General features: G+C 38.6%; 26 protein-coding genes. 15 read left to right on the top strand and 11 right to left on the bottom strand.

The features are described from left to right. Nucleotides 1–33 precede the first annotated feature (33 nt). Both ftsH and rsfS read right to left on the bottom strand, forming a co-directional pair. Nucleotides 34–2,049 (bottom strand): ATP-dependent zinc metalloprotease FtsH, encoded by a 2,016-nt coding sequence (ftsH, locus tag ACIQXP_RS20110; protein WP_293744999.1) that lies wholly within the window; start codon nt 2,047–2,049, stop codon nt 34–36. Between the two features lie 28 nt (nt 2,050–2,077). Then, nucleotides 2,078–2,452, bottom strand: a complete 375-nt coding sequence (rsfS, locus tag ACIQXP_RS20105) for a ribosome silencing factor (protein ID WP_090981333.1) — start codon at nt 2,450–2,452, stop codon at nt 2,078–2,080. 44 nt (nt 2,453–2,496) lie between these two features. Between rsfS and ACIQXP_RS20100 the strand changes: the two genes are divergently transcribed. The 4 genes from ACIQXP_RS20100 to pfkA all read left to right on the top strand — a co-directional run bounded on the left by ACIQXP_RS20100 (nt 2,497) and on the right by pfkA (nt 6,537). Next, nucleotides 2,497–3,273, top strand: a complete 777-nt coding sequence (locus tag ACIQXP_RS20100; protein ID WP_387507226.1) for a biotin--[acetyl-CoA-carboxylase] ligase — start codon at nt 2,497–2,499, stop codon at nt 3,271–3,273. Nucleotides 3,274–3,280: 7 nt separating this feature from the next. Next, nucleotides 3,281–3,730, top strand: a complete 450-nt coding sequence (locus ACIQXP_RS20095) for a protein-disulfide reductase DsbD domain-containing protein (RefSeq protein ID WP_387507224.1) — start codon at nt 3,281–3,283, stop codon at nt 3,728–3,730. A gap of 136 nt (nt 3,731–3,866) precedes the next feature. Further along, the gene (locus tag ACIQXP_RS20090) at nt 3,867–5,549 is read left to right on the top strand and encodes a protein-disulfide reductase DsbD family protein (protein WP_293745002.1); all 1,683 of its coding nucleotides are present in this window, start codon (nt 3,867–3,869) and stop codon (nt 5,547–5,549) included. 4 nt (nt 5,550–5,553) lie between these two features. Continuing rightward, nucleotides 5,554–6,537, top strand: coding sequence for a 6-phosphofructokinase (gene pfkA, locus ACIQXP_RS20085; RefSeq protein WP_090981448.1), 984 nt, complete (start codon nt 5,554–5,556; stop codon nt 6,535–6,537). Nucleotides 6,538–6,622: 85 nt separating this feature from the next. Here pfkA and ACIQXP_RS20080 read toward each other — a convergent pair whose 3' ends face one another. Then, nucleotides 6,623–6,946 (bottom strand): heavy metal-binding domain-containing protein, encoded by a 324-nt coding sequence (locus ACIQXP_RS20080; RefSeq protein WP_090497467.1) that lies wholly within the window; start codon nt 6,944–6,946, stop codon nt 6,623–6,625. Nucleotides 6,947–7,133: 187 nt separating this feature from the next. Next, nucleotides 7,134–7,655, bottom strand: a complete 522-nt coding sequence (locus ACIQXP_RS20075; protein WP_387507220.1) for a 5' nucleotidase, NT5C type — start codon at nt 7,653–7,655, stop codon at nt 7,134–7,136. 143 nt (nt 7,656–7,798) lie between these two features. Between ACIQXP_RS20075 and ACIQXP_RS20070 the strand changes: the two genes are divergently transcribed. From ACIQXP_RS20070 to ACIQXP_RS20040, 7 genes are all read left to right on the top strand, one after another. Further along, complete coding sequence (locus ACIQXP_RS20070; RefSeq protein ID WP_090981327.1) at nt 7,799–8,344, top strand: 30S ribosomal protein S16; 546 nt, start codon at nt 7,799–7,801, stop codon at nt 8,342–8,344. Nucleotides 8,345–8,486: 142 nt separating this feature from the next. Further along, complete coding sequence (gene rimM / locus ACIQXP_RS20065; protein WP_293745004.1) at nt 8,487–9,014, top strand: ribosome maturation factor RimM; 528 nt, start codon at nt 8,487–8,489, stop codon at nt 9,012–9,014. A gap of 70 nt (nt 9,015–9,084) precedes the next feature. Beyond that, a complete protein-coding gene (locus ACIQXP_RS20060) occupies nt 9,085–9,513 on the top strand; it encodes a hypothetical protein (protein ID WP_387507218.1) in 429 nt (142 codons plus the stop codon). Nucleotides 9,514–9,537: 24 nt separating this feature from the next. Then, nucleotides 9,538–10,002: a hypothetical protein gene (locus ACIQXP_RS20055; RefSeq protein WP_387507215.1), complete on the top strand. Its 465-nt coding sequence runs from the start codon at nt 9,538–9,540 to the stop codon at nt 10,000–10,002. 124 nt (nt 10,003–10,126) lie between these two features. After that, entirely contained in the window at nt 10,127–10,801 is a 675-nt protein-coding gene (trmD, locus tag ACIQXP_RS20050; RefSeq protein WP_387507213.1) for a tRNA (guanosine(37)-N1)-methyltransferase TrmD, read from the top strand. A 138-nt stretch (nt 10,802–10,939) separates the two neighbouring features. Continuing rightward, nucleotides 10,940–11,287 carry a 50S ribosomal protein L19 gene (gene rplS / locus ACIQXP_RS20045; RefSeq protein WP_057930964.1) on the top strand — a complete coding sequence of 116 codons (348 nt, stop codon included), beginning with the start codon at nt 10,940–10,942 and terminating at the stop codon, nt 11,285–11,287. A 70-nt stretch (nt 11,288–11,357) separates the two neighbouring features. Further along, complete coding sequence (locus ACIQXP_RS20040; protein WP_387507208.1) at nt 11,358–12,536, top strand: mechanosensitive ion channel family protein; 1,179 nt, start codon at nt 11,358–11,360, stop codon at nt 12,534–12,536. A 342-nt stretch (nt 12,537–12,878) separates the two neighbouring features. Here ACIQXP_RS20040 and ACIQXP_RS20035 read toward each other — a convergent pair whose 3' ends face one another. The 3 genes from ACIQXP_RS20035 to ACIQXP_RS20025 form a co-directional block, all read right to left on the bottom strand. Then, complete coding sequence (locus ACIQXP_RS20035) at nt 12,879–13,538, bottom strand: phosphatidylserine decarboxylase family protein (RefSeq protein WP_387507205.1); 660 nt, start codon at nt 13,536–13,538, stop codon at nt 12,879–12,881. Between the two features lie 55 nt (nt 13,539–13,593). Then, nucleotides 13,594–14,136, bottom strand: a complete 543-nt coding sequence (gene hpt / locus ACIQXP_RS20030) for a hypoxanthine phosphoribosyltransferase (protein ID WP_293745009.1) — start codon at nt 14,134–14,136, stop codon at nt 13,594–13,596. Between the two features lie 152 nt (nt 14,137–14,288). Next, nucleotides 14,289–16,454 (bottom strand): transglycosylase domain-containing protein, encoded by a 2,166-nt coding sequence (locus tag ACIQXP_RS20025; protein ID WP_387507202.1) that lies wholly within the window; start codon nt 16,452–16,454, stop codon nt 14,289–14,291. A gap of 131 nt (nt 16,455–16,585) precedes the next feature. On the opposite strand from ACIQXP_RS20025, the gene ACIQXP_RS20020 reads away from it, so the two are divergent. From ACIQXP_RS20020 to ACIQXP_RS20010, 3 genes are read left to right on the top strand one after another with little or no spacing between them, the layout of a single operon-like run. Continuing rightward, nucleotides 16,586–17,662: an Mrp/NBP35 family ATP-binding protein gene (locus ACIQXP_RS20020; RefSeq protein WP_387507199.1), complete on the top strand. Its 1,077-nt coding sequence runs from the start codon at nt 16,586–16,588 to the stop codon at nt 17,660–17,662. Nucleotides 17,663–17,696: 34 nt separating this feature from the next. After that, entirely contained in the window at nt 17,697–17,942 is a 246-nt protein-coding gene (locus ACIQXP_RS20015; RefSeq protein WP_145858200.1) for a NifU family protein, read from the top strand. A 53-nt stretch (nt 17,943–17,995) separates the two neighbouring features. Further along, on the top strand, nt 17,996–18,631 hold the full coding sequence (locus ACIQXP_RS20010) for a peptidase associated/transthyretin-like domain-containing protein (protein ID WP_293745012.1): 636 nt from the start codon (nt 17,996–17,998) through the stop codon (nt 18,629–18,631). Nucleotides 18,632–18,897: 266 nt separating this feature from the next. Here ACIQXP_RS20010 and def read toward each other — a convergent pair whose 3' ends face one another. The 4 genes from def to ACIQXP_RS19990 all read right to left on the bottom strand — a co-directional run bounded on the left by def (nt 18,898) and on the right by ACIQXP_RS19990 (nt 23,593). After that, nucleotides 18,898–19,458, bottom strand: a complete 561-nt coding sequence (def, locus tag ACIQXP_RS20005; protein WP_090981307.1) for a peptide deformylase — start codon at nt 19,456–19,458, stop codon at nt 18,898–18,900. Nucleotides 19,459–19,602: 144 nt separating this feature from the next. Then, nucleotides 19,603–20,835 (bottom strand): M16 family metallopeptidase, encoded by a 1,233-nt coding sequence (locus ACIQXP_RS20000; RefSeq protein ID WP_293745013.1) that lies wholly within the window; start codon nt 20,833–20,835, stop codon nt 19,603–19,605. A gap of 26 nt (nt 20,836–20,861) precedes the next feature. Beyond that, on the bottom strand, nt 20,862–21,314 hold the full coding sequence (locus ACIQXP_RS19995) for a hypothetical protein (RefSeq protein WP_293745014.1): 453 nt from the start codon (nt 21,312–21,314) through the stop codon (nt 20,862–20,864). A 128-nt stretch (nt 21,315–21,442) separates the two neighbouring features. Beyond that, nucleotides 21,443–23,593 carry a S9 family peptidase gene (locus ACIQXP_RS19990; protein ID WP_387507193.1) on the bottom strand — a complete coding sequence of 717 codons (2,151 nt, stop codon included), beginning with the start codon at nt 23,591–23,593 and terminating at the stop codon, nt 21,443–21,445. Between the two features lie 227 nt (nt 23,594–23,820). On the opposite strand from ACIQXP_RS19990, the gene proB reads away from it, so the two are divergent. Further along, nucleotides 23,821–24,900, top strand: a complete 1,080-nt coding sequence (gene proB, locus ACIQXP_RS19985; protein WP_387507191.1) for a glutamate 5-kinase — start codon at nt 23,821–23,823, stop codon at nt 24,898–24,900. Nucleotides 24,901–24,975: the final 75 nt, after the last annotated feature.

The raw sequence follows: 24,975 nt of genomic DNA, 5'->3' as shown, positions 1-24,975 counted from the left end.
AAGGTAGCAAATGTAATAATAGAAATTATTTATTTAAGCTTCAACTGGCTTAATGTGTCCGGGATTTCCGCTTTCTCCTTGATTTTCGAATAATCTTTTACCGAAAATCACTTCTAAATCATCTTTAAATAAAACTTCTTTTTCGATCAGGATATCAGCTAACTGGATCAATTTATCTTTATTTTCTTCCAATAATTGAATTGCCCGCTGGTATTGGCCTTCGATTAATGCTGAAATTTCTTTATCGATAGTTAAAGCGGTGTCTTCCGAATATGGTTTTGAGAAATTATACTCGTTCTGGCCAGATGAATCATAATAAGTAATGTTTCCTAATTTATCGTTCAGTCCGTAAATGGTAACCATTGCCCTCGCTTGTTTGTTTACTTTCTCCAGATCGCTAAGTGCACCGGTAGAAATGGTATCAAACATTACTTTTTCGGCAGCCCTACCACCCATTGTTGCACACATTTCGTCGAGCATTTGATGAGGGCGAACAATTAAGCGCTCTTCTGGAAGGTACCAGGCTGCACCTAAGCTTTGTCCGCGCGGAACAATTGTAACCTTAACTAGAGGCGCAGCATGTTCCAGTAACCAGCTTACGGTGGCGTGGCCAGCCTCGTGAATCGCAATTGCACGTTTTTCGCTCGGGGTGATGATTTTATTTTTCTTTTCTAAACCACCTACAATTCTGTCTACAGCATCTAAGAAATCTTGCTTATCAACTGACGATTTGTTTTTACGTGCTGCAATTAGCGCCGCTTCGTTGCAAACATTTGCAATATCTGCACCTGAGAATCCCGGCGTTTGTTTAGCTAAAAACTCGGTATCAAGCTCTTCCGATTTTTTAAGCGGCGCAATGTGTACCTCAAAAATCTGTTTACGCTCTATAACATCCGGTAAATCAACGTAAATCTGTCTGTCGAACCTACCTGCCCTTAATAAGGCTTTATCTAAAACATCAGCACGGTTTGTTGCTGCTAAAATGATCACATGTGTATTGGTACCAAAACCATCCATCTCAACCAAAAGCTGGTTTAAGGTGTTTTCACGTTCGTCATTTCCACCCATAACACCGTTTTTACCACGTGCGCGACCAATAGCATCAATCTCATCAATGAAGATGATACAAGGCGATTTGTCTTTTGCCTGTTTAAACAAGTCGCGAACACGGGATGCACCAACTCCAACAAACATCTCTACAAAATCAGACCCTGACAGAGAAAAGAAAGGAACCTGGGCCTCGCCGGCAACAGCTTTAGCCAATAAAGTTTTACCTGTACCTGGCGAACCTACCAATAAGGCACCTTTAGGTATTTTTCCACCCAAATCGGTATATTTTTTTGGGTTTTTAAGGAAATCTACAATTTCCATTACCTCGGTTTTAGCTTCTTCCAAACCTGCAACATCATTAAAAGTGATGTTTACCTGGCTTTCTTTATCAAACAGTGTTGCTTTAGATTTTCCGATACTGAAAATCTGGCCACCACCACCAGCACCGCCACCCATTCTGCGCATCATAAAAATCCAGAAACCGATTAAAAGCAGTACAGGTAAAATGATGCTTAAAAACCAGCTTGCCAACGGATTGCTGCGGCTGGTTTTTTCTGCCAATATCCTTGGTTGGTTGGCTGGAAGGTCTTTTTGCGAATCGGCAAGTTGTTTATCCAGTCCATCCATCGTTCCGGCATTGAAAAACACAACGGGACCTGACGCATTATTTACGTTAAAAGTGCTGCTGCTTTTATATGGATCGTATGTTGGCTTTTTCAGGCTGTCTTTCTTGATATATACCTCTACACGCACTAAATCATCAGATTTATAAGCAACAACTTTTTGCACGTCGCCTTTTAGCAACATTTGTTGTTCAAACTTCTGGTAGGTTACCTCTTTACCTCCATCGGTGGTAAATAAAAACTGTGCGGCAATAATGGCTATAATAATGGCCGCATATACCCAAAAAATATTAAATTTTGAACCTTTTTGTGGTTTTTTAGGAATGTTTGGGATTCTTCTTCCCTGTTTTTCGTTATTATTTTGATTGTCGTTCATTTGTCTTTTTCAAAATGGTTCTATTAGGTTATGCGCTTTGAAAATTTGTGCTTTCTGCATCCCCCCAAAGTTCTTCTATGCCATAAAAGTGGCGCTTTTCAGTTTTAAAGATGTGCACAACCACATCGAAATAATCAAGAATGATCCAGTCTGCTGATTCGAAACCTTCCTTATGCCTTGGGTCGGCTTGAGTGGCTTTATATATTTCTTTTTCTACACTATCGGCAATAGCTTTAACCTGGGTAGCAGAGTTGGCACTCGCTATAATAAAGTAATCAGCCACTGAAGTATGAATATTTCTAAGATCTAACCGCACAATATCTTCTCCTTTTTTCTCTTGTATGCCGTGAACGGCCAGTTCAGAAAGATATGTAGAAAGGGCTACTATTTTCTTTTTTACCATTAAAATGCTTTAATTTTGGAATTACAATATTATAAATTCAACACTTGCAAAATAACACTTTTTCAACACTATTTGTTGGTCAAAATTTAATCAAATTAAAAGAAGTTGATTCTACTAATAACTTTTTAAAAAATTTGGTGTCAAAATCCGAGCCATTAGTAGAAGGCACTGTAATTATGGCAGACCACCAGTTTGCCGGAAGAGGACAGCAGGATAGCGTTTGGCAAACACAGGAAGGAAAAAATATCAGTACAAGTATATATTTAAAGCCTTCTTTTTTGCCGCTTGAAAAGCAGTTTTACTTAAATATAGCCGTTAGTTTGGCCGTTAGTGATGCTTTATGCTGTTTTATACCGCAAGGAATAATGGTGAAATGGCCTAATGATATCTACTATCTGGATAAGAAATTAGGAGGGATATTGATTGAAAATACACTGACAGGCAGTACTTTTAAATCATCAGTGATTGGCATTGGCTTAAACGTGAATCAATCAGAATTTGCAGAGAGCATCAGTGGACGTGCTACTTCGGTGATTCAAATTTTACAAAAAGAGGTTCCCTTAATGGATATTATGGATAAAATATTCATATTTATCGAAAAGTACTACCTAATTTTGAGGGCAGCGAAATTCAGTATTTTACAAAATGATTACCTTATGAAACTATATAATTACGGAGTTGCTTCGTTATATAAGCACAACGGCGGGATTTTTGAAGGAACGATTGAAGGAGTTGAAGATAACGGCAGGTTAAAAGTTGATACAAAAAATGGCTTAAAAATTTTTAACTTTAAAGAAATTGAATTTATACACACAAAATAAAACACAAATGAAAAAAATCACCCTGGTGCTTTCGATGGTACTTTTTACCGTTGTTGGTGCATTTGCTCAGATCGAAAAACCGGTAACTTGGGCATACTCTGCAAAGAAAGTAAGTAAAACTGAAGCTATAATTTATTTAAAGGCTACGATTGATGATAGATGGCATATTTATTCTCAAAATGTAAAAGACGGAGGACCTGTAAAAACCACTTTTACTTTTTCCCCATCAAAAGATTTTAGTCTTGTAGGCAAAACAATTGAGCCAAAAGCAATTGTTAAATACGAAAGCACATTTAAAATGAATGTAAGTTACTTTGAAAAATCAGTAATTTTTCAACAAAAAATTAAGCTGAACAAAGCAACAACTGTAGTTAAAGGTGTGGTAGAGTTTATGGTTTGTAACGATAAACAATGCCTTCCGCCAGAAGAAGTGGAGTTTAGTATTCCGGTTAAATAATTGACATCAAAATATTTACAGGCAGTCCCAAATTTTGGGACTGTTTCTTTTTAAAGTAAAATCTACAAGGTGTTGTGGTTTAAAAAAAATCGTTTCTAAAATTATTCTTAATTTCACGGTTTCAAAATACACACAAATGAAAAAGGTTTTATTATTGTTCTTAGTGGCGGCAACGTTTATTGCATGGCCTGCCGTTAAGACCTACGCAACGGTAACACAGGATACCGCAGCAACAACTCCTCCAGATGATATTGTTTTTACCGAGGTAGGCTCTGCACAGGATAGTGCCGCCAATAAGCAGGTAAAAACAGAAAATGATACACTTAAAAAGGATACGGTTAAAGAAGTAAAAGCTCCTGTAGCGGGAAAAGATGCTCCTAAACAATCGCTTTGGGTAACCTTTGGTTTGGGGCTTTTGGCGGGTGTCGCTGCGTTTTTTCTTCCATGTATTTTTCCGATGGTACCGCTTACTGTTGGTTTTTTTACCAAGAGGGCTGAAAGCAGGGCAAAAGGCATCAGGAGTGCCATTATTTATGGTTTATCGATTATTGTCATTTACGTGGGTTTAGGTGTAATCATTACCTTAATCTGGGGCGCCAGTGCACTGAATGAAATTTCTACAGATGGATTTTTTAATATTTTTATCTTTCTGATATTAATTATTTTTGGCGTATCGTTTTTAGGTGCTTTCGAAATTACCCTGCCAAGTTCATTTGTGAACAAACTTGATGCAAAATCTGATGCTAAAGGTTTAAGTGGAATCTTTTTTATGGCGGCAACCTTAGCGGTTGTTTCCTTCTCTTGTACAGGACCATTAATCGGAACTTCCTTAGTTGCCATCAATACCGATTTATTAACGCCTGTTATCGTGATGTTCGGCTTTTCGCTGTCATTGGCATTGATCTTTACCATGTTCGCTATTTTCCCGAGTTTAATGACTGGGCTGCCAAAATCAGGTGGTTGGCTAAACTCCATTAAAGTTTTTTTAGGGTTTTTAGAATTGGGTTTATCACTGAAATTCCTTTCAACAGCAGATCTGGCTTATCATTGGGGAATATTGGACCGTGAGATATTTTTAGCTATATGGATTGTACTGGCTTTAATTTTGGGCGTTTATTTATTGGGGAAAATTAAGTTCTCTCATGATAGTGACCTCCCTTATGTTTCTGTGCCAAGACTATTCATTGCAACGGCAACTTTTGTATTTGCTATTTACCTCATTCCGGGTTTGTGGGGAGCGCCCTTGAAAGCTGTAAGTGCACTGGTACCTCCGCTTTCTACGCAGGATTTTGTAATTGGACAAGATGCCGGCGGGGGATCAAACCAAACGGCAACAACCAATCATGCTAAACGTAAATATGCTGATTTTCTTCATATTCCGCACAATATTGATGGTTTTTTTGATTATGAAGAAGCTTTGGCCTATGCCAGGGAAGTAAAAAAACCATTATTTCTTGATTTCACAGGACATGGTTGTGTAAATTGCCGCGAAATGGAAGCGCGTGTTTGGTCTGATCCCAGAGTGCTAAAAAAATTGAAAGAAGATTACATTGTAGTATCGCTTTACACGGACGACAAAACCAGTTTGCCGGAGGCAGAACAATTTGAGTCCAAAATTTTAGGCACAAGAGTGAATACCGTTGGTAAAAAATTCAAACATTTGCAGGCAGAGAGATTTAATACCATTTCGCAACCATATTATGTGCTTTTGGGCACTGATGAAAAAGAATTAGTTTCGCCTCCTATTGGGGTAGAATTTGATATAGATAAATATTTGCAATACCTGGATAATGGATTATCTGGATTTGCCAAGAAATAAACAAATGAATAAGATTAAGAATATTGGCGTTTTAACCTCTGGCGGAGATTCGCCAGGCATGAACGCCGCAATCAGAGCGGTAGTTAGAGGCTCTATTTATTATGATATTGAAGTAACCGGATTTCTCCGTGGATATGAAGGGTTGATCAACAATGATTTTATTCCGATGGACCGTAAGTCGGTGGCCAATATTATTCAGCGAGGTGGAACTATTTTAAAAACAGCCCGTAGTGAAGCTTTTAGGACAGTAGAAGGCAGGCAAAAAGCTTACGAAAACCTGAAAGCCAATGGAATTGATGCCTTAGTGGTAATCGGTGGAGATGGAACTTTTACGGGGGCCAATGTTTTTTCCAAAGAATTCGATTTTCCGATTGTGGGCTTACCTGGTACCATTGATAATGATTTGGTGGGTACTGATTTCACTATTGGATATGACTCGGCTATTAATACCGTTGTTGATGCGGTAGATAGGATCCGAGATACGGCAGAATCACATGACAGGCTTTTTATTGTAGAGGTAATGGGCCGGGACTCTGGATTAATCGCTTTAAGAAGTGGTATCGGTGTTGGCGCTGAGGCCATCATGATCCCTGAAGCAAATATGAATGCGGATGATATTTTGCACAAGCTGGAGCACAGCCGTAAAGATAAATCTTCAAAGATTATTATCGTTGCTGAAGGTGATGATACCGGTGGTGCCTTTAAGGTTGGCGAAATTTTGCAGGAAAAATATCCGCATTACGATACCAAAGTTTCGGTTTTGGGGCATATTCAACGAGGGGGTAAGCCAACGTGTATGGACCGCGTATTGGCCAGCCGCTTAGGCGTAGTTGCAGTTGAGGGTTTAATTCAGGGTGAGAGTGGTGTAATGGTGGGACAGATTAACCGGGAAATCGTTTTTACCCCTTTTGATCACGCAATAAAGCATATTAATGCAGAGAAAGTAAGTTCTAAATGGCTGAAATTAATTGACATACTTTCGTTTTAAGTGAAAAACGTTTAAAAGAAAAGTCTTTCCCGCACCGGAAAGACTTTCTTGTTTTTTGCTTAGTTTTCGCAATAAGCAAATTTTTTTAGTCTGCTAAAATTACCGCAGTACCATTGGCGCTTACCATGAGCATGCTTCCACCGCTACCAACGGTTTCGTAGTCTAAATCAACCCCAACAATGGCATTTGCTCCAAGTGCCGCTGCATATTGCTGCATTTCATTAACAGCGGTATCTTTTCCCTCTCTTAAAACGCGTTCGTACGAACTCGATCTCCCTCCTACTATATCTGTTATTCCTGCAAATAAATCTTTAAAAATATTTGCACCTATAATGGTTTCTCCGGTTACCAAACCAATATATTTTATAATTTTTCTGCCCTCAACTGTAGGCGTTGTGGTTACTAGCATAGTTTAATTTTTTTATCATTAGAGCAAATTTTTTAAAAAATGTTACATTTTCCAGAAAATGTGAAGATCAGAATCAGAGAATCTTATGACTTCGATTGTTATTTTTGCTCACTGTAATGGCGATTCTGTAAGTTATTTTGTATTAGGTTTCTCCAATGATGTTTACAATAACAGACTTCGTCAAGGATTATAATAACAAACCTGCTATTTCTTCCCAGTTATTTACGCGTTCATACTCTTTAACCAGCAAATTGTGGGGAGAGGTAAACAATAATGGCCTGCCGCTAAAATTTATAAAGTTTTTAATGCGGTCGTCTATGATAATATCAACATTCACAATTTTATTTCCGCAGAACATGATATGTTGCCAATCGATAAATGGGAAATGTTCGGCCAGCCAGTCGTATTTATCAACCAATGAATTCCGGAACTCCATTGCTGCCGAAACGATGTAAACATCGTATTTCTGTTGTAAAGCCTTAATAACCCTTTGGCTATCGGCTATAACGTCAAGATCCCGGAAAAAACCAGGTTCATTGATATATTCGAACCATTTCTGATTCACATCTTGTGGAACATGATGATAGATTTCATTTCCAGCGTCAATTTTTAAGTCTAAAGGAACGTTAAAGTCCCGGTTATAAAGTTTAATAAATTTTCCAACGGCATCGGCAATCACCTCGTCCATATCAATCGCAATTCTTTCCATTTGTATCTGCAAATATTTAGGCGTAAATATCCTGAAAACAAAGAAATTAAACTATGTTTTTAATTTCCAGTATTTTAGTTATCTTTGCAGCCCCGCAGTATGAAGCTCCGGGAACTATGTTGAATACATAAATACAAAAGAAAATGGCAACTAAAATCAGATTGCAAAGATTTGGTAAAAAAGGGAAACCTTTTTTCCACGTTGTGGTAGCAGATTCCCGCTCTCCACGTGATGGTAAATTTATTGAGCGTTTAGGTTCTTACAACCCAAATACCAATCCAGCTACCATCGAAATTAACTTCGAAAAAACTTTAGCTTGGGTTAACAGTGGTGCACAACCTACTGATACTGCTCGTGCTATCCTTTCTTACAAAGGTGTTTTATACAAAAAACACTTAGAAGGTGGTGTTAAAAAAGGCGCTTTGACCCAAGAACAGGCAGATGAAAAATTTGCAGCTTGGTTAGATGCTAAAGCAGGTAAAATTTCTGGTAAAACAGAGGGTTTAGCTAATTCTAAAGCAGATGCGCGTAAAGCAGCATTAGCAGCAGAAGCTAAAAAGAAAGAAGATAGAGCAGCAGCTATCGCAGCTAAAAATGCACCAGTTGCAGAAGAAGTTGTTGAAGAAGAAGCTCCAGCTGTTGAGGCTGAAGCAACTGAAGAAGCTCCTAAAGAAGAAGGTGCAGAATAGTTTTTAATTATTTTGCCTGATAAAATAGCGTTCCGTTTACCGGAACGCTATTTTTTTAAACAAAAATGTCATCCTGAGGTACGAAGGGTCTTTCTGATTATTAAAAGATCCCTCGTGCATCAGAATCAAAATGCAAATTATCATGAAACACGAAGAAGCATTTTATATCGGTTATGTAACCAAAACTAGGGGTCTAAAGGGAGAAGTTCAGGTATTTTTTGAATTTGATGAATACGAAGAACTTGATTTTGATGTGGTATTTGCAGATATGAATGGCAAACTAGTACCCTATTTTGTAGCATCGGCAAAGCTGCAAGCCAATAAAACAGGCTACTTCAACTTTGATGATGCTGATCATATCGATAAAGTGCAGTCACTGTTAAAAAAGAAATTGTACCTGCCGCTGTCGCAGATGCCCGAACGCGAAGAAGGTGAATTTTTCTATACCGATTTTAAAGGTTATTTAGCGATAGATGAATCTTTAGGTGAATTAGGCGAAATTCTGGAGGTAAACGAATACCCACAGCAATTTGTTGCTACGGTGATGTATAAAGGAACCGAAGTGCTGTTTCCGCTAAATGAAGATTTTATTGTTGAATATGATGAAGATGAAAAGATCCTCACACTTAGTTTGCCAGAAGGTTTGCTGGATGTTTACCTGGAAAAATAGAGCGTGCAATAAAACAATTAATTAGATATAGATCTAAATCTTTATATTAGCTATATCTAATTAATTCTTTATGTTTAATAAACTATCTAAAGCTATTGCGCTGCTTTTATTGGTTGCTTCATTTCAAGCCTGCACCACACAAAAACTATCTTTAAAAGCCAACAAGCCTTTTGTTGGGATTTGGCAGAATGTTAAAGAGACAGGTTCTTTTATCACTTATACCGAAGATGGCCATTTTTACAACAGCTATAAGGAAGGTGATAGCCAAGTAATTACCCACAGCGGTCATTATAAAGTGATTGGGGATGACACCTATTTACTTGATATTACCTACGAACTACCTAACCGAAAGTATGCGCTTAAGGATCGCCAATACATCAATCATTATGTTTTTGGGAAAGATATGAAGAGCGTTAAGCTTTCTGGTGTTGTGTATAGTAAATCTGGGCCGGATACACTTAAGTGGGAAGAAAGTATGGTCAAAGTGAAATCATTTTAGCGCGACAATAAACCTAAAATTAATATGAGAAAAGCCTTTAAATTCGTTCTTGTTTCCGTTCTTTTTTTCTTAAACTCAACTTGCGTTAGCGCCCAGGAGAAATCAACTTTATCAGATTTTGTTGGGGCATGGGAGTTTGTAAAGCCATCTGGCCAAGCTAATGCTCCACAGCTGCCATTTTTATCAACCCTTAAGGTATTTGATACCATGGGTAACTGTCTCCAGTTGAAAGTAACTGAACAAGGAGCGGTGGTGTGGCAAACCGCTAAAATTGAGGTAGAAAATGAGAATTTTATAAAAGAAAGTGTTAGTTATTCTATCAGTGCGCCATTAAACAATACTGTTTCCAGTTTGAAATTTAAGTTTTTTGATGGGCCTGACGGTAACAGGTACCTTGGCATAATGGGTGGTGCAAAACAAGTTGACGGAAAAGAAACTTACCAGTGGCAGGAACTATGGCGGAAAGTGGACAAGATAAAAAAAGGCTAGACATCTGTCTTGGTCAGGAGTGCTATAACGCTAAATATTAGTCAGTTATTTTGCCAATATACACAGGTGTTGATCCCGGTTTGGCTTATTTACATTTGACCGTCAAAAGCCTTACCTTTGCTCCATGCGTTTCGATATTATTACTGTTTTACCTGCTTTATTAGAAAGCCCTTTTGCCCATTCTATATTGCACCGTGCACAAAAAAAGGGCATTGCCGAAATAGTTGTGCATAACCTGAGAGATTATGCCACCAACAAGCAAAAAAGTGTAGATGATTACCAATACGGCGGTGGTAGTGGTATGGTAATGAGCATCGAACCTTTTGCAGCCTGTATCGAAAAACTTCGGGCAGAAAGGGAATATGATGAGGTAATATTCATGAGTCCGGATGGTGTTACGTTAAACCAGAGCATGGCCAATGAGCTATCTATAAAAAAGAATATCATTATTTTGTGTGGCCACTATAAGGGCATAGATCAGCGTATACGGGATATTTTCGTAACAAGAGAGATATCTGTTGGTGATTATGTTTTAAGCGGCGGAGAGCTGCCGGCAGCAATTGTGGTGGATGCTGTGGTACGTTTAATCCCCGGGGTTTTAAATGATGAAACTTCTGCCCTGTCTGATAGTTTTCAGGGCGAGCTGCTGGATGCGCCGGTTTATACCCGTCCGGCAGATTGGCGTGGACATAAAGTGCCTGATGTTTTATTGAGCGGCCATGAGGCAAAAGTGAACGAATGGAGGCATGAACAGGCTTTAGAACGGACCAGAGCCCGTCGTCCTGATCTTTTGGAATAGAAGCAATTAACACAATCAAATGTGGAATTCATTAAGAATGTGGAAAAAATTAAAATAGGTTTTTTTTTATCGAAAATAATCCCTAATATTGCAATCCGATTTTCACGGGATGAAATATCGATTTAATAGCTTAAAATCATGGATTTAGTAAAATTTGTTGAAGAGCAGGCCATCGCGAAAAAAGATTTTCCTGCGTTCAAGTCTGGCGATACAGTGAGCGTACACTATAAAATTCGCGAAGGTAATAAAGAACGTGTTCAAATTTACCAAGGTGTTGTAATACAACGTAACAGTGCAGGTGCTAACGAAACTTTTACTGTTCGTAAAATGAGCAATGGCGTTGGTGTTGAACGTATTTTCCCTTTTAGTTCTCCTAACATCGAGAAAGTTGAAGTGAATAGCTATGGTAAAGTTCGTAGAGCGAAATTGTTCTATTTACGTGCTTTAACCGGTAAAGCTGCTCGTATCAAATCTTTGAGAAAATAATATTCTTTATTATAAGATATAGCCTTCACGATTAATTTCGTGGAGGTTTTTTTGTTTATACCTTTGTTAAATGTTAGACTCTGCTTTTTTCAATCAGGTTTTTTGGGGCAATACCATAAAGGATTATCTCCTTTTCGGAGGAATACTTCTTTTCGGCTTAGTTTTCAAAAATATCGTCTCTAAGCTGTTAAGCAAGCTGCTTTTCAAGCTTTTCAGGAACTTTTCAAACCAATCACATGATGAAGCTTTTGTGGCACTGCTGGTAAAGCCAATAGAGGTTTTCATTCTGTTAACCACACTTTATCTTTCAATCAACCAGTTGAAACACCCTTTAGAGGTAACTGTATTCCATTACAGCAAGTTAATTGGAAAGGTTAAAGAGCCTATACCGGTATCTATTGGCGATTGTATCGACAGGGTATTTTTGTTTGGCATCATCCTATCGTTTTTTTGGATTATTTTAAGGATAATTGATTTTATTACCCACGTGTTGTTATTTAAAGCATCGCTTACCGAAAATAAGGCTGACGATCAATTAGTACCTTTTTTAAAAGAATTACTTAAAACAACTGTAATCTTTATCGGTTTTTTCACGCTGCTGGGTTTTGTTTTCGAGGTTAACGTTTTAACTCTGATCACCGGATTGGGGATTGGTGGTATTGCCATTGCTTTGGCCGCGAAAGAGAGCCTGGAGAACTTGATCGGTTCTTTTACCATATTTTTAGATAAGCCTTTTGTGGTCGGCGATCTGGTAAAGGTTGATGGTGTAGAAGGTACTGTAGAAAAGGTTGGTTTTAGGAGTACAAGGATCAGGACTTCTGAGAGAACCATGGCTACCCTACCCAATAGAGGTATGATTGATGGGGTTTTGGAAAATCTCTCCTTGCGAAATTCGCGTAAGGTATCATTTGTAATCGGACTTACCTACGAAACCAGTTCTGATTCCTTAAGAAAAATTATTTCTGAAATCCAGGATTATATCAACAACCATGAAGGTACCAGCGATGATGGAAATGCCTCTTTTAAAAGCTTTGGCGATTCAAGCCTGAATGTGGAGATCAATTATTTCGTAACCGTACTTGATTCTGTTGAATTCCTGAAAATCAGGCAGGAAATTAACCTGGAGATTATGGAGATTGTAGTTAGGAATAAATCGGATTTTGCTTACCCTACACAACGTTTAATCAGCGACAGGCCACCCGGTAACGCCGCAACAGAAAAAGAAGTGGGTAATGATGCTATGGATTAGTTCTGATCCTTTGGTTTGTATTTCCACAAACCGCTGTTTAAATTAAAGAAATTACTATACAGAAAGTATAATGAATAATGGAAAAAGTTGCTTTTTTGGCAAGCAAAGCCTGTGAGAATGATTAAAGTTTGCTCCTGCTATCCACGACAAGTCCTCTCCCGATGAAAAATCGGAATCCGGGCTTTCCGTTGCTATCAGCTTTAGGTGGATTCTTTAGTGTTTCAAAATCCCTTTCCTTTGCCGTGGTTTGTATCATCACAGAACATCGTGTTAATCAAATGGTAATAACAAAAAAACCGCCACGATGCAAAATCGGGACGGCTTTTTTAAAATATTATATTCTTAACTTAAAGTCGCCAAGGTAGTGATCCCACCCTTTACAACCTGGTTTAGTTCTACATTAACTTTGGTGCCTACCGGAAGAAAAACATCCACCCTTGATCCAAATTTGATGAAACCAAACTGTTCGGTTTGTACCACCTGATCGCCTTCTTTAACGTACCATACAATTCTGCGTGCTAAAGCACCTGCAATTTGACGGAACAATACAGGCGTACCGTTTTTATGTTCAACAACAGTGGTAGTACGCTCATTTTCAGTAGAAGATTTTGGATTCCAGGCGGCGAGGTATTTTCCAGGGTGATATTTGAAAAATTTCACTATCCCCGAAATCGGATTACGGTTAATGTGCACATTTACGGGCGACATAAAAATCGAAACCTGTAAACGTTTATCTTTAAAATATTCGCCTTCTTCCGTCTCTTCAATTACCACAACTTTGCCGTCTGCAGGGCAAATCACCAGATTATCGCCTGAAGAAAAGCTGCGGCTCGGGTTGCGGAAAAATTGCAGCACAATAATAAATAAAGCAGCAGAAAAGATATAGATAAACCAGCGCAACCAGGTAATGTCATGGTATTTATAATCGACTATGGCGTTGATTACGAAGATAAACAATATGCTTAAGGCAATAGTGGTATAGCCTTCTTTATGTATGGTCATTGTTTTAGAAATTATACGGCAAAGGTGCGAAAAATAAATTAATCCAATCTAAAAATTATGCGCCCGTTGCTCTGTAAATATCTGTCAGGTTTCTGCCAAGGCCATTATAATCCAGCCCATAACCCACTACAAATTCATTAGGTATTTCAAAGCCAACGTATTCTAAGGCTTCAATTTCGTGTTTTAAAGCACTTGGTTTAAGCAAAAGAGAAGCTACTTTAACGGAAGCCGGATTTTTTTCCTTTATCGTTTTTAAAATATGTGTTAAAGTCAGACCTGTATCAACAATATCTTCCACAATAACGATATCTCTGCCTTCCAGATTATCTGGCAATCCGATCAGTTCTTTTACATTTCCCGAACTTGCTATTCCTTCATAGGATGCAACACGCATAAAAGCAACTTCGCAAGGTATATTAATCTCTTTAATCAGGTCAGCCATAAACAGGAAGCTGCCATTTAGCACACCGATGAATAAAGGGCATTTATTCTCATAATCTACGTTCATCTGGATACCCAGTAAGCGGATTCTTTTGTTTAAGGTATCATTTTCTAAAAATATCTCGAATTCTTTATCCTCTACTTTTATTTTGTGCATGCTGCTTTGTTATTGTTTGAAAAAGGTTTTAATGTTGGAAAGTTGTAAGTTTTTTGTCGATGATTGCTTTATTGTTGGGTTGTTTTGCGAATTGACAACCGCTAACTGAAAACCTGTTACCCAGGTTCAGTCCTAAGATGCGCAACTCAAAACTACTGCTCCTGGCTCTTTTCCAGTTCCTTCTGGCGTCTCCGTTCTTCCCTTCGCTCCTGCCTCAACTGTTTTTTTGTCTTGGTGGTATCGGCCGGAGCGTTGATCTGCTTATTGTTGGTGGTGTCTTTTTTAGGGTTGCCACCAAAGAGACGTTCGAAGAAGCTTTTATTTTTATCGTGAACAATTACAACCGGCAATCCATCTCCATCATCATCGAAAGCAGAGGTGTCAACCACGGCCGTGTCTGGAGCCAGGTAACGACGCAAACCTTCCCTTAAGCGAACATTATAAAAGCCGTAACCTGAGGTGTCGCTAGGCGTTAAACCTTTTCTGGCCATAATATTGCCCATAAACCTGAAATAGTTGAACATATAAGGTTTCAGGCTGCCGTCGGCCATAAATTTATACATCGAAGCTTTTGGTTTGGGAACAATACTGGCAAGAAATAATCCTTCACCAATGGTTAAATCTGCAGGTTGCTTTCCAAAATAATACCTTGAGGCCTCCCCTATACCATAGATGTTTTGCCCCAGCTCCATAATATTAAAATATACCTCCAACATGCGTTGTTTACTGATGAGGCGATTATGCTCGATAAGCCAGACAATTAAGATCTCTTCGGCTTTACGAGCCAAAGTTTTCTGACGGCTTAAGTACACATTTTTCACCAGCTGCATGCTGATGGTACTGCCCCCGCGCTTAAATTTCTTTTCCTTAAAATTTACAGCAATTGATTTGCGGATCGATTCTTCCACAAAACCATTATGGGTAAAAAAGGAAGGATCTTCTGCTGTTAAAACGGCGTTTATAAAATTCTTTGAAATGGCAGATAGGGGTGTAAAATTCGGATTTGACGGGCCAATGGCAATGTCGCGCATCGGCTTGCCATATTCATAGGGTGTATAAACGAACGTATTGTTGATTTTTTGCAGGTTGGTTTTGCCCCACTGCAAAATTTTGAAATTTACCGGTGTGAGTGTGGAGTTGAAGCGGACACTGTCGGGCTCTTTGGTGTCCAGGTAAAAGTTAAGGCTGTATTTAACCTTGCCTTGTACCTTTAATCCCTCCAGTGATTCGAACAGGCCCTGCGGAAAAGCGTCTAAAACCGCTTGTGCATCCTGTTCTTCGGCATTGAGCTTTAGTTCATATATTTTATTTTTCCCTAAGGTATACTTAACAAAAGGGTGGATCTGTGCATTTTTTAAATAGGCTGTAGAGGTGCTGTCTAACGCAATGTAGTTAGGTCCAACCAAAATATCGGCATCCAGTTTTGCGCTTTGTACAATAATATCATTTGATGCGATACGGGGCTGATTGATCAACATATTTCTAACTGACCAGGAGCCTGATATCTTATAATCATCGCCACTATATTTGGCATTTTTTAATTCAGTTTGTAAGGTGTCGAAACTAAGCCTGGCGTGTAATTTATTGTTGAGGTAAGGCAATTCCAGCTTTTTTCCATCAGCATAGACTAAAAAGTTTAACTTTTTACTTCCCGGATCAACATACCCGTTGACATGCCACGTAGATTCGTTGTTGTTTACGTCAATGGTTGATTTTAAATCCCCTCCATCAATTGTAGCAGTGGTTGCAAAGCTCAGTTTGGCTGTATCATGATCATTTAGCTTAAAAATCATATTCTTCACATCCATATCATCAGGAATTTTATATAATACCTGATTTAAAATGTTGCTGGCAATTTCTGATAAATTTGCTTTTTGATTGGTCTGAATGCTGTCTTTTTTCTTCCGTTTTAAGATGAAATCGATATTAGTGGTTGAATCTTTTAACACTACACTCACATAACCTTCTTTCAGTTTTATTTCAGAAAGTTTTACGTTACCGAATATTAAAGGAAAAAGCTTAACGCTAACGCTCAGCTCGTTAATGTTTGAAAGGGTATCTCGTTCTTTAGGAACGACAGAAATATTGGTCATTTTAACGGTGCTGAACCCGGCAAAATCTGCTGATCCGATTTTGACTTCCAAATTATAATCTTTGTCGGCCTTAGCGATTGCTTTGGCCACCATCTTTTTAAGAAGCGCTTCCCTTTTGCTGTAGGCTACGGCTCCAAAAGCGATACAAACAACAACAAAAACACCTAAAAACCAGGCTCCGATTTTCAAATATTTTTTGGGGATCTTAATTTTTGGTATTCGCATATAGTCGTTAAAATGGTTAATTGCTTAAACGTAACAATTAAATGTTTATTTCGTGTTAAAATTACAGTTAAAAAGCCTAAATAAAAGTATTTGTGGCTATGTTTTGTTAATTTTGAATTTAAATTAATACCATGCAGATTAGCCCGCAACAAGTTTTAGATGCGCTTAAAAATGTTGAAGATCCCGATCTTAAAAAAGATCTGGTTACTTTAAACATGATTAAAGATTTACAGATCACAGATAACCAGGTCAATTTTACATTAGAGCTTACTACGCCGGCATGTCCGATGAAAGAAATGCTGAAAAATGCCTGTACAAATGCCATCAGGCATTTTGTATCGCCAACAGCAGAAGTCGTGATCAATGTAACGTCAAGGGTTACCCAGCCCAGCAATTCATCATCATTAGATAACATCAAAAACATTATTTTGGTTTCATCTGGAAAAGGAGGAGTTGGTAAATCTACTGTAGCGAGCAATCTTGCCGTTGTATTGGCTAAAGATGGTGCCAAAGTTGGCCTTATTGATGCCGATATTTATGGTCCATCGGTACCAACCATGTTCGATCTGGTTGATGCAAAACCAGGTGCGGAAGAAACAGCTGATGGAAAGACCAAGATTTTACCTATCGAAAAGTATGGCATTAAGTTGCTGTCTCTTGGTTTTTTTGCAGATCCCGGCCAACCGGTACCCTGGCGTGGGCCAATGGCCTCAAATGCGGTAAAACAATTGTTTAATGATACCAACTGGGGAGAACTGGATTACCTGATTGTAGATCTTCCACCGGGAACGGGCGATATCCACATTACCATTACCCAAAGTTTTCCAATTTCGGGGGCGGTAGTGGTTACTACACCGCAACAGGTAGCACTGGCTGATACGCATAAAGGCTTGGCGATGTTCAGAATGCCTGGAATTAATATCCCGATTTTAGGCGTTATAGAAAACATGTCGTATTTTACACCAGCCGAATTGCCGGAGAACAAATATTATATTTTTGGAAAAGGTGGCGGTACAGAGCTTGCATCGCGTTTTGATGTGCCGTTTCTGGGAGAAATTCCAATTATCCAAAGTATTGCCGAAGCTGGTGACAAAGGAAAACCTGTAGCACTAAATCAAAACCCGTTATTGGATGTTGTATTTGGAGATATTGCCAGTAAGATTGCACAACAGATCTCCATTAACAATGCACAAATGGTGAATTACTAAAAAATTACTATTTTTATAAATTAAAATATATATAATGAATTTAACAGAAGAAGTAGAACAGGCATTGGAAACTATCAGGCCGTATTTAAAGGCTGATGGAGGGGATGTTTCTGTTGAAGAAATTACAGCTGAAGGTACGGTAAAGCTTAGGCTTCTGGGTAACTGCGGTTCTTGCCCAATGAGTTTTATGACGATGAAATCAGGTATTGAACAGGCCATTATGAAAGCTGTTCCTCAGATTACGTCTGTGGTTGCCGTTAACATGGCCGAACAAGAATAAGCTTTAACACTATTTAACAAGGAAGTTTTATTAATAAAATTACTTTTGTATTAATGAGATATTGCGTTATCCTGGTTTGCCTTATTTTTTCTTTAGCCGCTTCTGCACAACAAAAGCCGGTACAGGATAAACTGATCCAATTTTCCGGGATTATTACCGATATCGACAGTTCAAACGTAATACCTTATGTTACCATTACCAATCTTTCTGCCAAGAGCAAAAGGGTTGGTGCCGATTACAGGGGATATTTCACTTTTATTGTTAACCCAGGCGATACGATACTATTTACAGCCATTGGTTACAAAAAATTTTCTACCATAATACCACAAAGTACGCCCGATAGCAAATACACCATTATGGTTAAATTGAAAGCGAATGTGATCGATTTACCTTCGGTGCGCGTTTTCCCTTGGGCAACCACTGAAGAATTTACCCGCGAGTTTTTATCAATGAAACTGGCGGATGATGATATGGCCATTGCCAAGAAGAATCTTTCGCGTTCTTCAATTGATGGTTTGATCCAAACGCTACCGCGCGACGGACAGGAAATTGGCAGTCAGAATTACCGTTATAATTTTGACAGGATGATCAATAAGAATATGGTGCAAACCAATCCACTGCTTAATCCTTTCGCCTGGGGCAAACTAATGCAGCAGATCTTTGATGGCGATAAGAGCAGGACGAATTAGTTTTTTAGTCCAGAGTCCTTAGTCGGAAGTCTTTAGTCTTGGGTGTAATACTCCGCGCAATCGTCATACTTGATCCGATAACCATTGGATTAAACGCAATGAAATGGTCGTCATTGCGAGGCACGAAGCAATCTTTCAAGGCTAACGTCTTAAATAATTGTCGTGGCAAAAAAGATCCTGAAACAAGTTCAGGATGACGAATGCAAAGAAATTGATAAGGGAAAGCAGGGAAAAAAAGGGAAAACGTTTCCATTTTCCCTCAAAACCTATCTTTTCTTGCTCTTGTTCGGAAACTTCATTTTGTAATCTGTCTTGATATTTCCTTTCGAAATGGCGTCCAGTTTACTTTTCAGCATAGTTTTTCGTAAAACACTTACTTTATCAGTAAACAGTTTCCCTTCAATATGATCGTATTCGTGCTGGATCACACGTGCAGGCATGCCATCAACATCATCGGTATGCTCTACCCAGTTTTCGTCGAAATAGGTAATCTTGACATTGGGTTTGCGCATAATATTTTCGCGGATATCAGGAATACTTAAACAGCCTTCGTTAAAGCTCCAGGCTTCGCCTGTTTCTTCCAAAATTTCGGCATTGATAAATACTTTTTTATAACCAGGGTTTCCGTCTTCATCTTCACCGGTATCTACAATAAACAAGCGGATCGGCAAACCAATCTGCGGCGCAGCCAAGCCAACACCATTGGCGTAATACATGGTGTCAAACATATCGCTGATCAGTTTTTCTAATTCCGGATAATCTTTATCGATATCGGCGCAAACCTTTTTTAAAACCGGATCGCCGTAAGCTACTATTGGTAATTTCATTGTATTGTATTTTTTTCAGAAGTGAATCTGAACTCATTAATTATTATAAAGTCGTGTCAGTCTGAGCCTGTCGAAAACCCATCGTTACTTCCTTCAACAAGTTAAGGAAGACAAACCGAAAGATTTGATTTACAAAACTAACAATTATTCCGCTATTGGGCAGAACGTAAAGACACTCAGTTGCTCAATATTTAAAATCTCATTGGTAACTTCTATCATTTGCCTGGTGGTAACCGCGTTAATTTTATCAAAAACGGTTTCCAGCGAATCTATTTGATTATGATCGATCAGGCTTTTTGCCATCGAAATGATCAAACCAATCCTGTTTTCTTCTCCCAAAGCAATTTGTCCGATAAATTTGTTTTTGGCTTTCTGAAGCTGTAAATCATTTAACGGACGATCTCTGAGTTTTTTGATTTCCTTAAAAATTAAAGATAGTGCTTTAGCCTGTTTTTCTTTATCGGTTCCGAAATAAACAGAGAAAATGCCAGTGTCGCTCAAAGGCGAAAAATTGGATTCGATGGTGTAGGCAATGCCATATTTTTCCCTGATCTGCAGATTTAATACCGAACTCATTCCATTGCCGCCGAAATAATTATTCAACAGCATCAGCGGCACCTTTTGTGATTGATGTGTAGAATATGCCTGTGTGCCTAAAATGCAGTGAGACTGCATAATGGGCTTGTAAATAGTGTGATTGCTTGGAGGAAGTATAGTTGGTTTAACCCGCACTTTTTTTGGATTATTTTCTTCTACATCCGCAAAATATTTGCTTCCCTTTTTTACGACATGATTTAAAGTATAATTGCCTAAAACAGCCACCACAATTTCATTTGTACGGTAATTGGCCTTTCTGAAGTTCATTACATCTTCTCTTGTAAAATGTTGAACGGATTCTGTTGTGCCTAGAATATTATTACCCAAAGCATGACCTGCAAAAAGCATATCTTCAAAATCGTCATTAATCGCTTCTTCCGGTTGATCCAGATAAGAAGAAATTTCATCCAGAATTACACTTTTTTCTTTATCCATTTCCTCTTTAGGAAAAGTAGAATGGAAGAGTATATCGTTAAAGAGATCTAAAGTTCTAGCTAAATAAGGATTTAAAAAAGAGGCATGTATGCAGGTATATTCTTTAGTGGTATAGGCATTTAAATCTGCACCAACGCTTTCTAAATGATTTAGAATCTGGTTGGTGTTCCGTTTTTCGGTACGCTTAAAAACCAAGTGCTCTATAAAGTGTGCTAAACCTGCTTTGCCTTCAGGCTCATCGCGCGATCCTGTATTAACGATGATACATGCGTGAGATATGGCTGAAGCCGCAGGCACGTGCAATAAGCGGATGCCGTTTGGCAGAGTGTGAACATTGTATTCCATTAAGGGGCAAAGATAAGGCTAATTGCCTATAAAGACCCGGAATTTGGATGTTGCAATTGTAAAGTGGAAATCAATTTATCTTTAGTTGGCCGTTTCAAAACCAAAAATATAAAATTAGCTGCCCCAAATATCAAAAAGAATAAATTACGTGTCATAAAGAAACCAACAATATTGAAAAGCGCCCCGCCTTCCAGTAAGGCTGAACTAATGATAAATGCACTTTGATACAGGTTGATTTTGATATCATCAGCAGCCGTTTTATCAATTTTAGCGATTAAATTTCTATAAAAAAATATGCTTGCAGAGAGGGTGATTAGTCCCATAACCGGAAATATCGGGTTAAAGGGTGCAGTTGTTTTAGGATTGGCATCAAAAAACATAAGCTCGCGGTTTAAAAATATCGTTACCAATGCAAAAAGTAATACGCCCGAACATAGTGCAAGATGGACGGTTTGGAGTGTTTTTAGTTTGCTGTTCATTTTGGTTTTATATAATTTATAGTTTAGAAGATTCGGAAGGACGAAGCAATCTTCATGCTAACGATCCTCGCGATAAAGATTGCTTCGTCGGCTGAAAAAGCCTCCTCGCAATGACGGATTTATGGTAATTATTTCGTTATCCCTTCCAAAGAGAACAAAAATGCCCAGCGTAATGCTACATCTTTTAAATAATCAAAACGGCCGGATGCCCCACCGTGGCCAAACTCCATGTTGGTTTTAAGCAGCAACACATTCTTGTCGGTTTTAGTGGCCCTTAATTTGGCCACCCATTTTGCTGGCTCAAAATACTGTACCTGGCTATCGTGCAAGCCTGTAGTCACCAACATATTTGTGTAAGCTTTTTTCTCGATATTTTCATAAGGAGAATAGCTTTTCATGTAATCGTAAGCTGCTTTTTGTTTCGGGTTGCCCCACTCATCAAACTCGTTTGTTGTTAGTGGAATGCTTTCATCCAGCATGGTATTAACTACATCTACAAAAGGAACATCAGCAATAAGGCCGTTCCATAAATTTGGGGCCATGTTGGCTACAGCACCCATTAATAAGCCGCCGGCACTTCCACCATGACCGTACAAATGGCCTTTTGAGGTATATTTTTGATCAATCAGATACTCCCCTGCAGCAATAAAATCAGTAAAAGTGTTTTTCTTTTTCATCAGCTTTCCATCTTCGTACCATTGGCGGCCCATCTCCTGTCCGCCCCGGATATTGGCAATGGCAAATACGAAGCCCCTATTTAGCAAACTTAAACGAGGCGAAGAGAAATAAACATCCGAATTTGAACCATAAGAACCATAACCATAAAGCAACAATGGAGATTCACCATTCTTTTCGAAGCCTTTTTTATATACCAGTGCAATGGGCACTTTAGTGCCGTCTTTAGCGGTTGCGAAAACACGTTCAGTAATATAATCTTTTGGATTATAGCCCCCTAAAACCTCCTGTTGCTTCATCAGTTTCTGATCCTTTTCGATAAGGTTATAATCGTAAACTGAGCTTGGAGTGGTTAATGAAGTATAGTTATAACGCAAAGTAGTGCTGTTGTACTCTGGATTTGCACCAACGCCGGCATCATACACAGGTTCATCAAATTTGATGTAATAATCGCTTTTGTCTTTTTTAAGTACATGTAACTCAGTTAACCCATTTTTACGTTCAGATAAAACAGTAAAATCTTTAAATTCTTCAACGCTTTCCAATAAAACATCGGCGCGGTGCGGAATTACTTCTTTCCAGTTTTCTTTTTCGGTTTTATCCAGCGGGCATTCCATTAAACGGAAATTTTTAGCCTTCCAGTTGGTTAAGATCAGAAACTTATCATCGACGGGCATCACATCATACAGCACATCTTTTGATCGGGCTGCAAAAACTTTAAAGGGGCTTTCCGGATGGTCGGCATCAATCATTTTATATTCGGCAGTTAATGTTCCTTGGGAAGAAATGAAGATATATCTGCCATTTTTCGATTTACCTACCCCAATATAGTTCGTGTTGTCTTTCTCATCGTAAACCACAGCATCCGTTTTGGCATCTGTACCCAGTACATGTTTTTTAATTTTTTCACTCAACAGTGTAACCGGGTTTTTAGAAGTATAAAAGAACGTTTTATTATCATTGGCCCAGGCCACTCCACCTTCTGTATTGGTAATGGCATCTTTTAAAAGTTCTCCGGTTTCTAAATTTTTAATGTTAATAGTATACTGTCTGCGTGAAACCTGATCGACTCCGAAAGCTAAAAGTTTATTATCAGGACTCACACTAAACCCGGTAGCGCTGTAATATGAATGGCCTTTTGCCAGTTGATCTACATCCAGCAAAATTTCTTCTGTAGCCGATAAACTTCCCTTTTTGCGGCAATACTTAAAATATTGCTGTCCGTCTTCTGTACGCGAATAGTAATAGTAGCCATTTCTGAAAACCGGAACCGATTCATCTTTTTCTTTAATCCGGCCTTTCATTTCCTTAAACAGATCGGACTGAAACTTTTCGGTACTTTTCATCATGGTATCCAGGTAAGCGTTTTCTGCTTTCAGGTAATTCACAACTTTGGTACTGTCCGGACCTTTTTTAAAATAATCGATCATCCAATAGTAGTTATCTACCACGGTATCGCCATGTATAACTCTTTTGTGCGGAATAATTTCTGCTACCGGAGCTTTGGCATCAGGCCACTTTATTGCTTTCATTTCTTTTTTTTGAGGGTGATTACAGGCCGTAACTGCACTAAGCAATATCAGGCTGGTCAAGATACGTTTCATAGCGGTTTCATTTAGGATCAATTGCAATTTAATGAAATAGTTTATTAGTTCAATAGTCATTAGTTTATTAATGGGTAACTGGTTATTCGGTTAATCAGCCCCAAATGCTTTAGCGCTAAACGCAAAACCCGATTATCATTTTCGTAAAAATCGATCAAGCCTATAGATAATCATCTGAATTATAAAAATTGATGGTAAATTGCCATATCCAAACGGTTGAAATTATAATGAAATTAGCATACAAAAAGATAGTTGTTAAAGTTGGTTCGAATGTAATTACGCAGGAAAATGGTTTGCCTGATGAAGCTAGGATTAAGCACCTCGTAAATCAACTGGCCGACATCAAAAAGCAGGGTATTGAAGTAATTTTGGTATCTTCGGGTGCAGTAGCATCAGGCAGGAGTTTAATTAAAGTATCCGAAAAACAAGATGCCGTAACTACCCGACAACTACTGGCAGCTATTGGCCAGGTTAAACTGATTAATACCTATTCCAGTTTCTTTGCAACGCATGCTATACAATGCGCCCAGGTTTTAGTTACCAAAGAGGATTTCCGCGACCGGGCACACTACCTGAACATGAAAAACTGCCTGCAGATTTTGTTACAGAATGAAGTGATACCTGTAGTGAATGAAAATGATGTAGTTTCGGTTACCGAACTGATGTTTACAGACAACGATGAACTGGCCGGACTAATTGCCTCAATGTTAAATGCGGACGCATTGATTATCTTATCAAATGTAAATGGCATTTATAATGGCGATCCGAAACTAGAAAGCTCAGCTGTTATTGAGGAAATTAACGGTTCGGTTGCTAACCTGGCTTCTTTTATTCAAACAGGTAAATCGCAGTTTGGTCGTGGTGGGATGATTACGAAATCGACCATGGCACAGAAAGTGGCTAAATTGGGCATAACGGTTCATATTGCCAATGGAACAAAAGATGAGGTACTGACTTCGCTATTAAACAATGAGTTGGTACACACGCGCTTTGTCCCGGAAAAAAGCAAGTCAGGTAAGAAAAAATGGATTGCCCATTCTGAAACTGCCGCAACTGGTGTGGTGAAATTAAATGATGGAGCAAAAACGGTATTGACATCAGGCAAAGCAACCAGTTTATTGCCCGTAGGAATCATTGAAATACAGACAGACTTTTTAAAAGGCGATATTATTAAGATTATCGATGAACAGCATAACCTGATCGGATTGGGTATCGCAGAATATGGTTCTGACAAGGCAAGAGAGAGAATCGGACTGAAAAAGCAAAAAGCGCTTGTACATTACGATTATTTTTATTCGGCTATTTAGTTAGGTTAACCACGGAGCCTACAGAGAAAAAATCACAGAGTGGCACAGAGTTGATAAATTTTCTCTTTTTTTCTG

Origin of the sequence: Pedobacter suwonensis (assembly GCF_044762335.1) — a bacterium.
Classification (GTDB): Bacteria; Bacteroidota; Bacteroidia; order Sphingobacteriales; family Sphingobacteriaceae; genus Pedobacter.
The sequence above is the reverse complement of the archived record's forward strand: the minus strand, read 5'-3'. Positions and strand labels throughout refer to the sequence as shown.

Excerpts from the sequence above, each read along its gene's own strand:
- hpt (WP_293745009.1), bottom strand. The coding sequence starts at position 14,136 with ATGCACAAAATAAAAGTAGAGGATAAAGAATTCGAGATATTTTTAGAA.
- ACIQXP_RS20075 (WP_387507220.1), bottom strand. The coding sequence starts at position 7,655 with ATGGAAAGAATTGCGATTGATATGGACGAGGTGATTGCCGATGCCGTT.
- ACIQXP_RS19990 (WP_387507193.1), bottom strand. The coding sequence starts at position 23,593 with ATGAAACGTATCTTGACCAGCCTGATATTGCTTAGTGCAGTTACGGCC.
- ACIQXP_RS20070 (WP_090981327.1), top strand. The coding sequence starts at position 7,799 with ATGGCAACTAAAATCAGATTGCAAAGATTTGGTAAAAAAGGGAAACCT.
- ACIQXP_RS20015 (WP_145858200.1), top strand. The coding sequence starts at position 17,697 with ATGAATTTAACAGAAGAAGTAGAACAGGCATTGGAAACTATCAGGCCG.
- rplS (WP_057930964.1), top strand. The coding sequence starts at position 10,940 with ATGGATTTAGTAAAATTTGTTGAAGAGCAGGCCATCGCGAAAAAAGAT.
- ACIQXP_RS20055 (WP_387507215.1), top strand. The coding sequence starts at position 9,538 with ATGAGAAAAGCCTTTAAATTCGTTCTTGTTTCCGTTCTTTTTTTCTTA.
- ACIQXP_RS20090 (WP_293745002.1), top strand. The coding sequence starts at position 3,867 with ATGAAAAAGGTTTTATTATTGTTCTTAGTGGCGGCAACGTTTATTGCA.
- ACIQXP_RS19995 (WP_293745014.1), bottom strand. The coding sequence starts at position 21,314 with ATGAACAGCAAACTAAAAACACTCCAAACCGTCCATCTTGCACTATGT.
- ACIQXP_RS20040 (WP_387507208.1), top strand. The coding sequence starts at position 11,358 with ATGTTAGACTCTGCTTTTTTCAATCAGGTTTTTTGGGGCAATACCATA.
- trmD (WP_387507213.1), top strand. The coding sequence starts at position 10,127 with ATGCGTTTCGATATTATTACTGTTTTACCTGCTTTATTAGAAAGCCCT.
- ACIQXP_RS20095 (WP_387507224.1), top strand. The coding sequence starts at position 3,281 with ATGAAAAAAATCACCCTGGTGCTTTCGATGGTACTTTTTACCGTTGTT.
- ACIQXP_RS20080 (WP_090497467.1), bottom strand. The coding sequence starts at position 6,946 with ATGCTAGTAACCACAACGCCTACAGTTGAGGGCAGAAAAATTATAAAA.
- ftsH (WP_293744999.1), bottom strand. The coding sequence starts at position 2,049 with ATGAACGACAATCAAAATAATAACGAAAAACAGGGAAGAAGAATCCCA.
- pfkA (WP_090981448.1), top strand. The coding sequence starts at position 5,554 with ATGAATAAGATTAAGAATATTGGCGTTTTAACCTCTGGCGGAGATTCG.
- ACIQXP_RS20000 (WP_293745013.1), bottom strand. The coding sequence starts at position 20,835 with ATGGAATACAATGTTCACACTCTGCCAAACGGCATCCGCTTATTGCAC.
- ACIQXP_RS20035 (WP_387507205.1), bottom strand. The coding sequence starts at position 13,538 with ATGACCATACATAAAGAAGGCTATACCACTATTGCCTTAAGCATATTG.
- ACIQXP_RS20020 (WP_387507199.1), top strand. The coding sequence starts at position 16,586 with ATGCAGATTAGCCCGCAACAAGTTTTAGATGCGCTTAAAAATGTTGAA.
- ACIQXP_RS20025 (WP_387507202.1), bottom strand. The coding sequence starts at position 16,454 with ATGCGAATACCAAAAATTAAGATCCCCAAAAAATATTTGAAAATCGGA.
- def (WP_090981307.1), bottom strand. The coding sequence starts at position 19,458 with ATGAAATTACCAATAGTAGCTTACGGCGATCCGGTTTTAAAAAAGGTT.
- proB (WP_387507191.1), top strand. The coding sequence starts at position 23,821 with ATGAAATTAGCATACAAAAAGATAGTTGTTAAAGTTGGTTCGAATGTA.
- rimM (WP_293745004.1), top strand. The coding sequence starts at position 8,487 with ATGAAACACGAAGAAGCATTTTATATCGGTTATGTAACCAAAACTAGG.
- ACIQXP_RS20010 (WP_293745012.1), top strand. The coding sequence starts at position 17,996 with ATGAGATATTGCGTTATCCTGGTTTGCCTTATTTTTTCTTTAGCCGCT.
- ACIQXP_RS20060 (WP_387507218.1), top strand. The coding sequence starts at position 9,085 with ATGTTTAATAAACTATCTAAAGCTATTGCGCTGCTTTTATTGGTTGCT.
- rsfS (WP_090981333.1), bottom strand. The coding sequence starts at position 2,452 with ATGGTAAAAAAGAAAATAGTAGCCCTTTCTACATATCTTTCTGAACTG.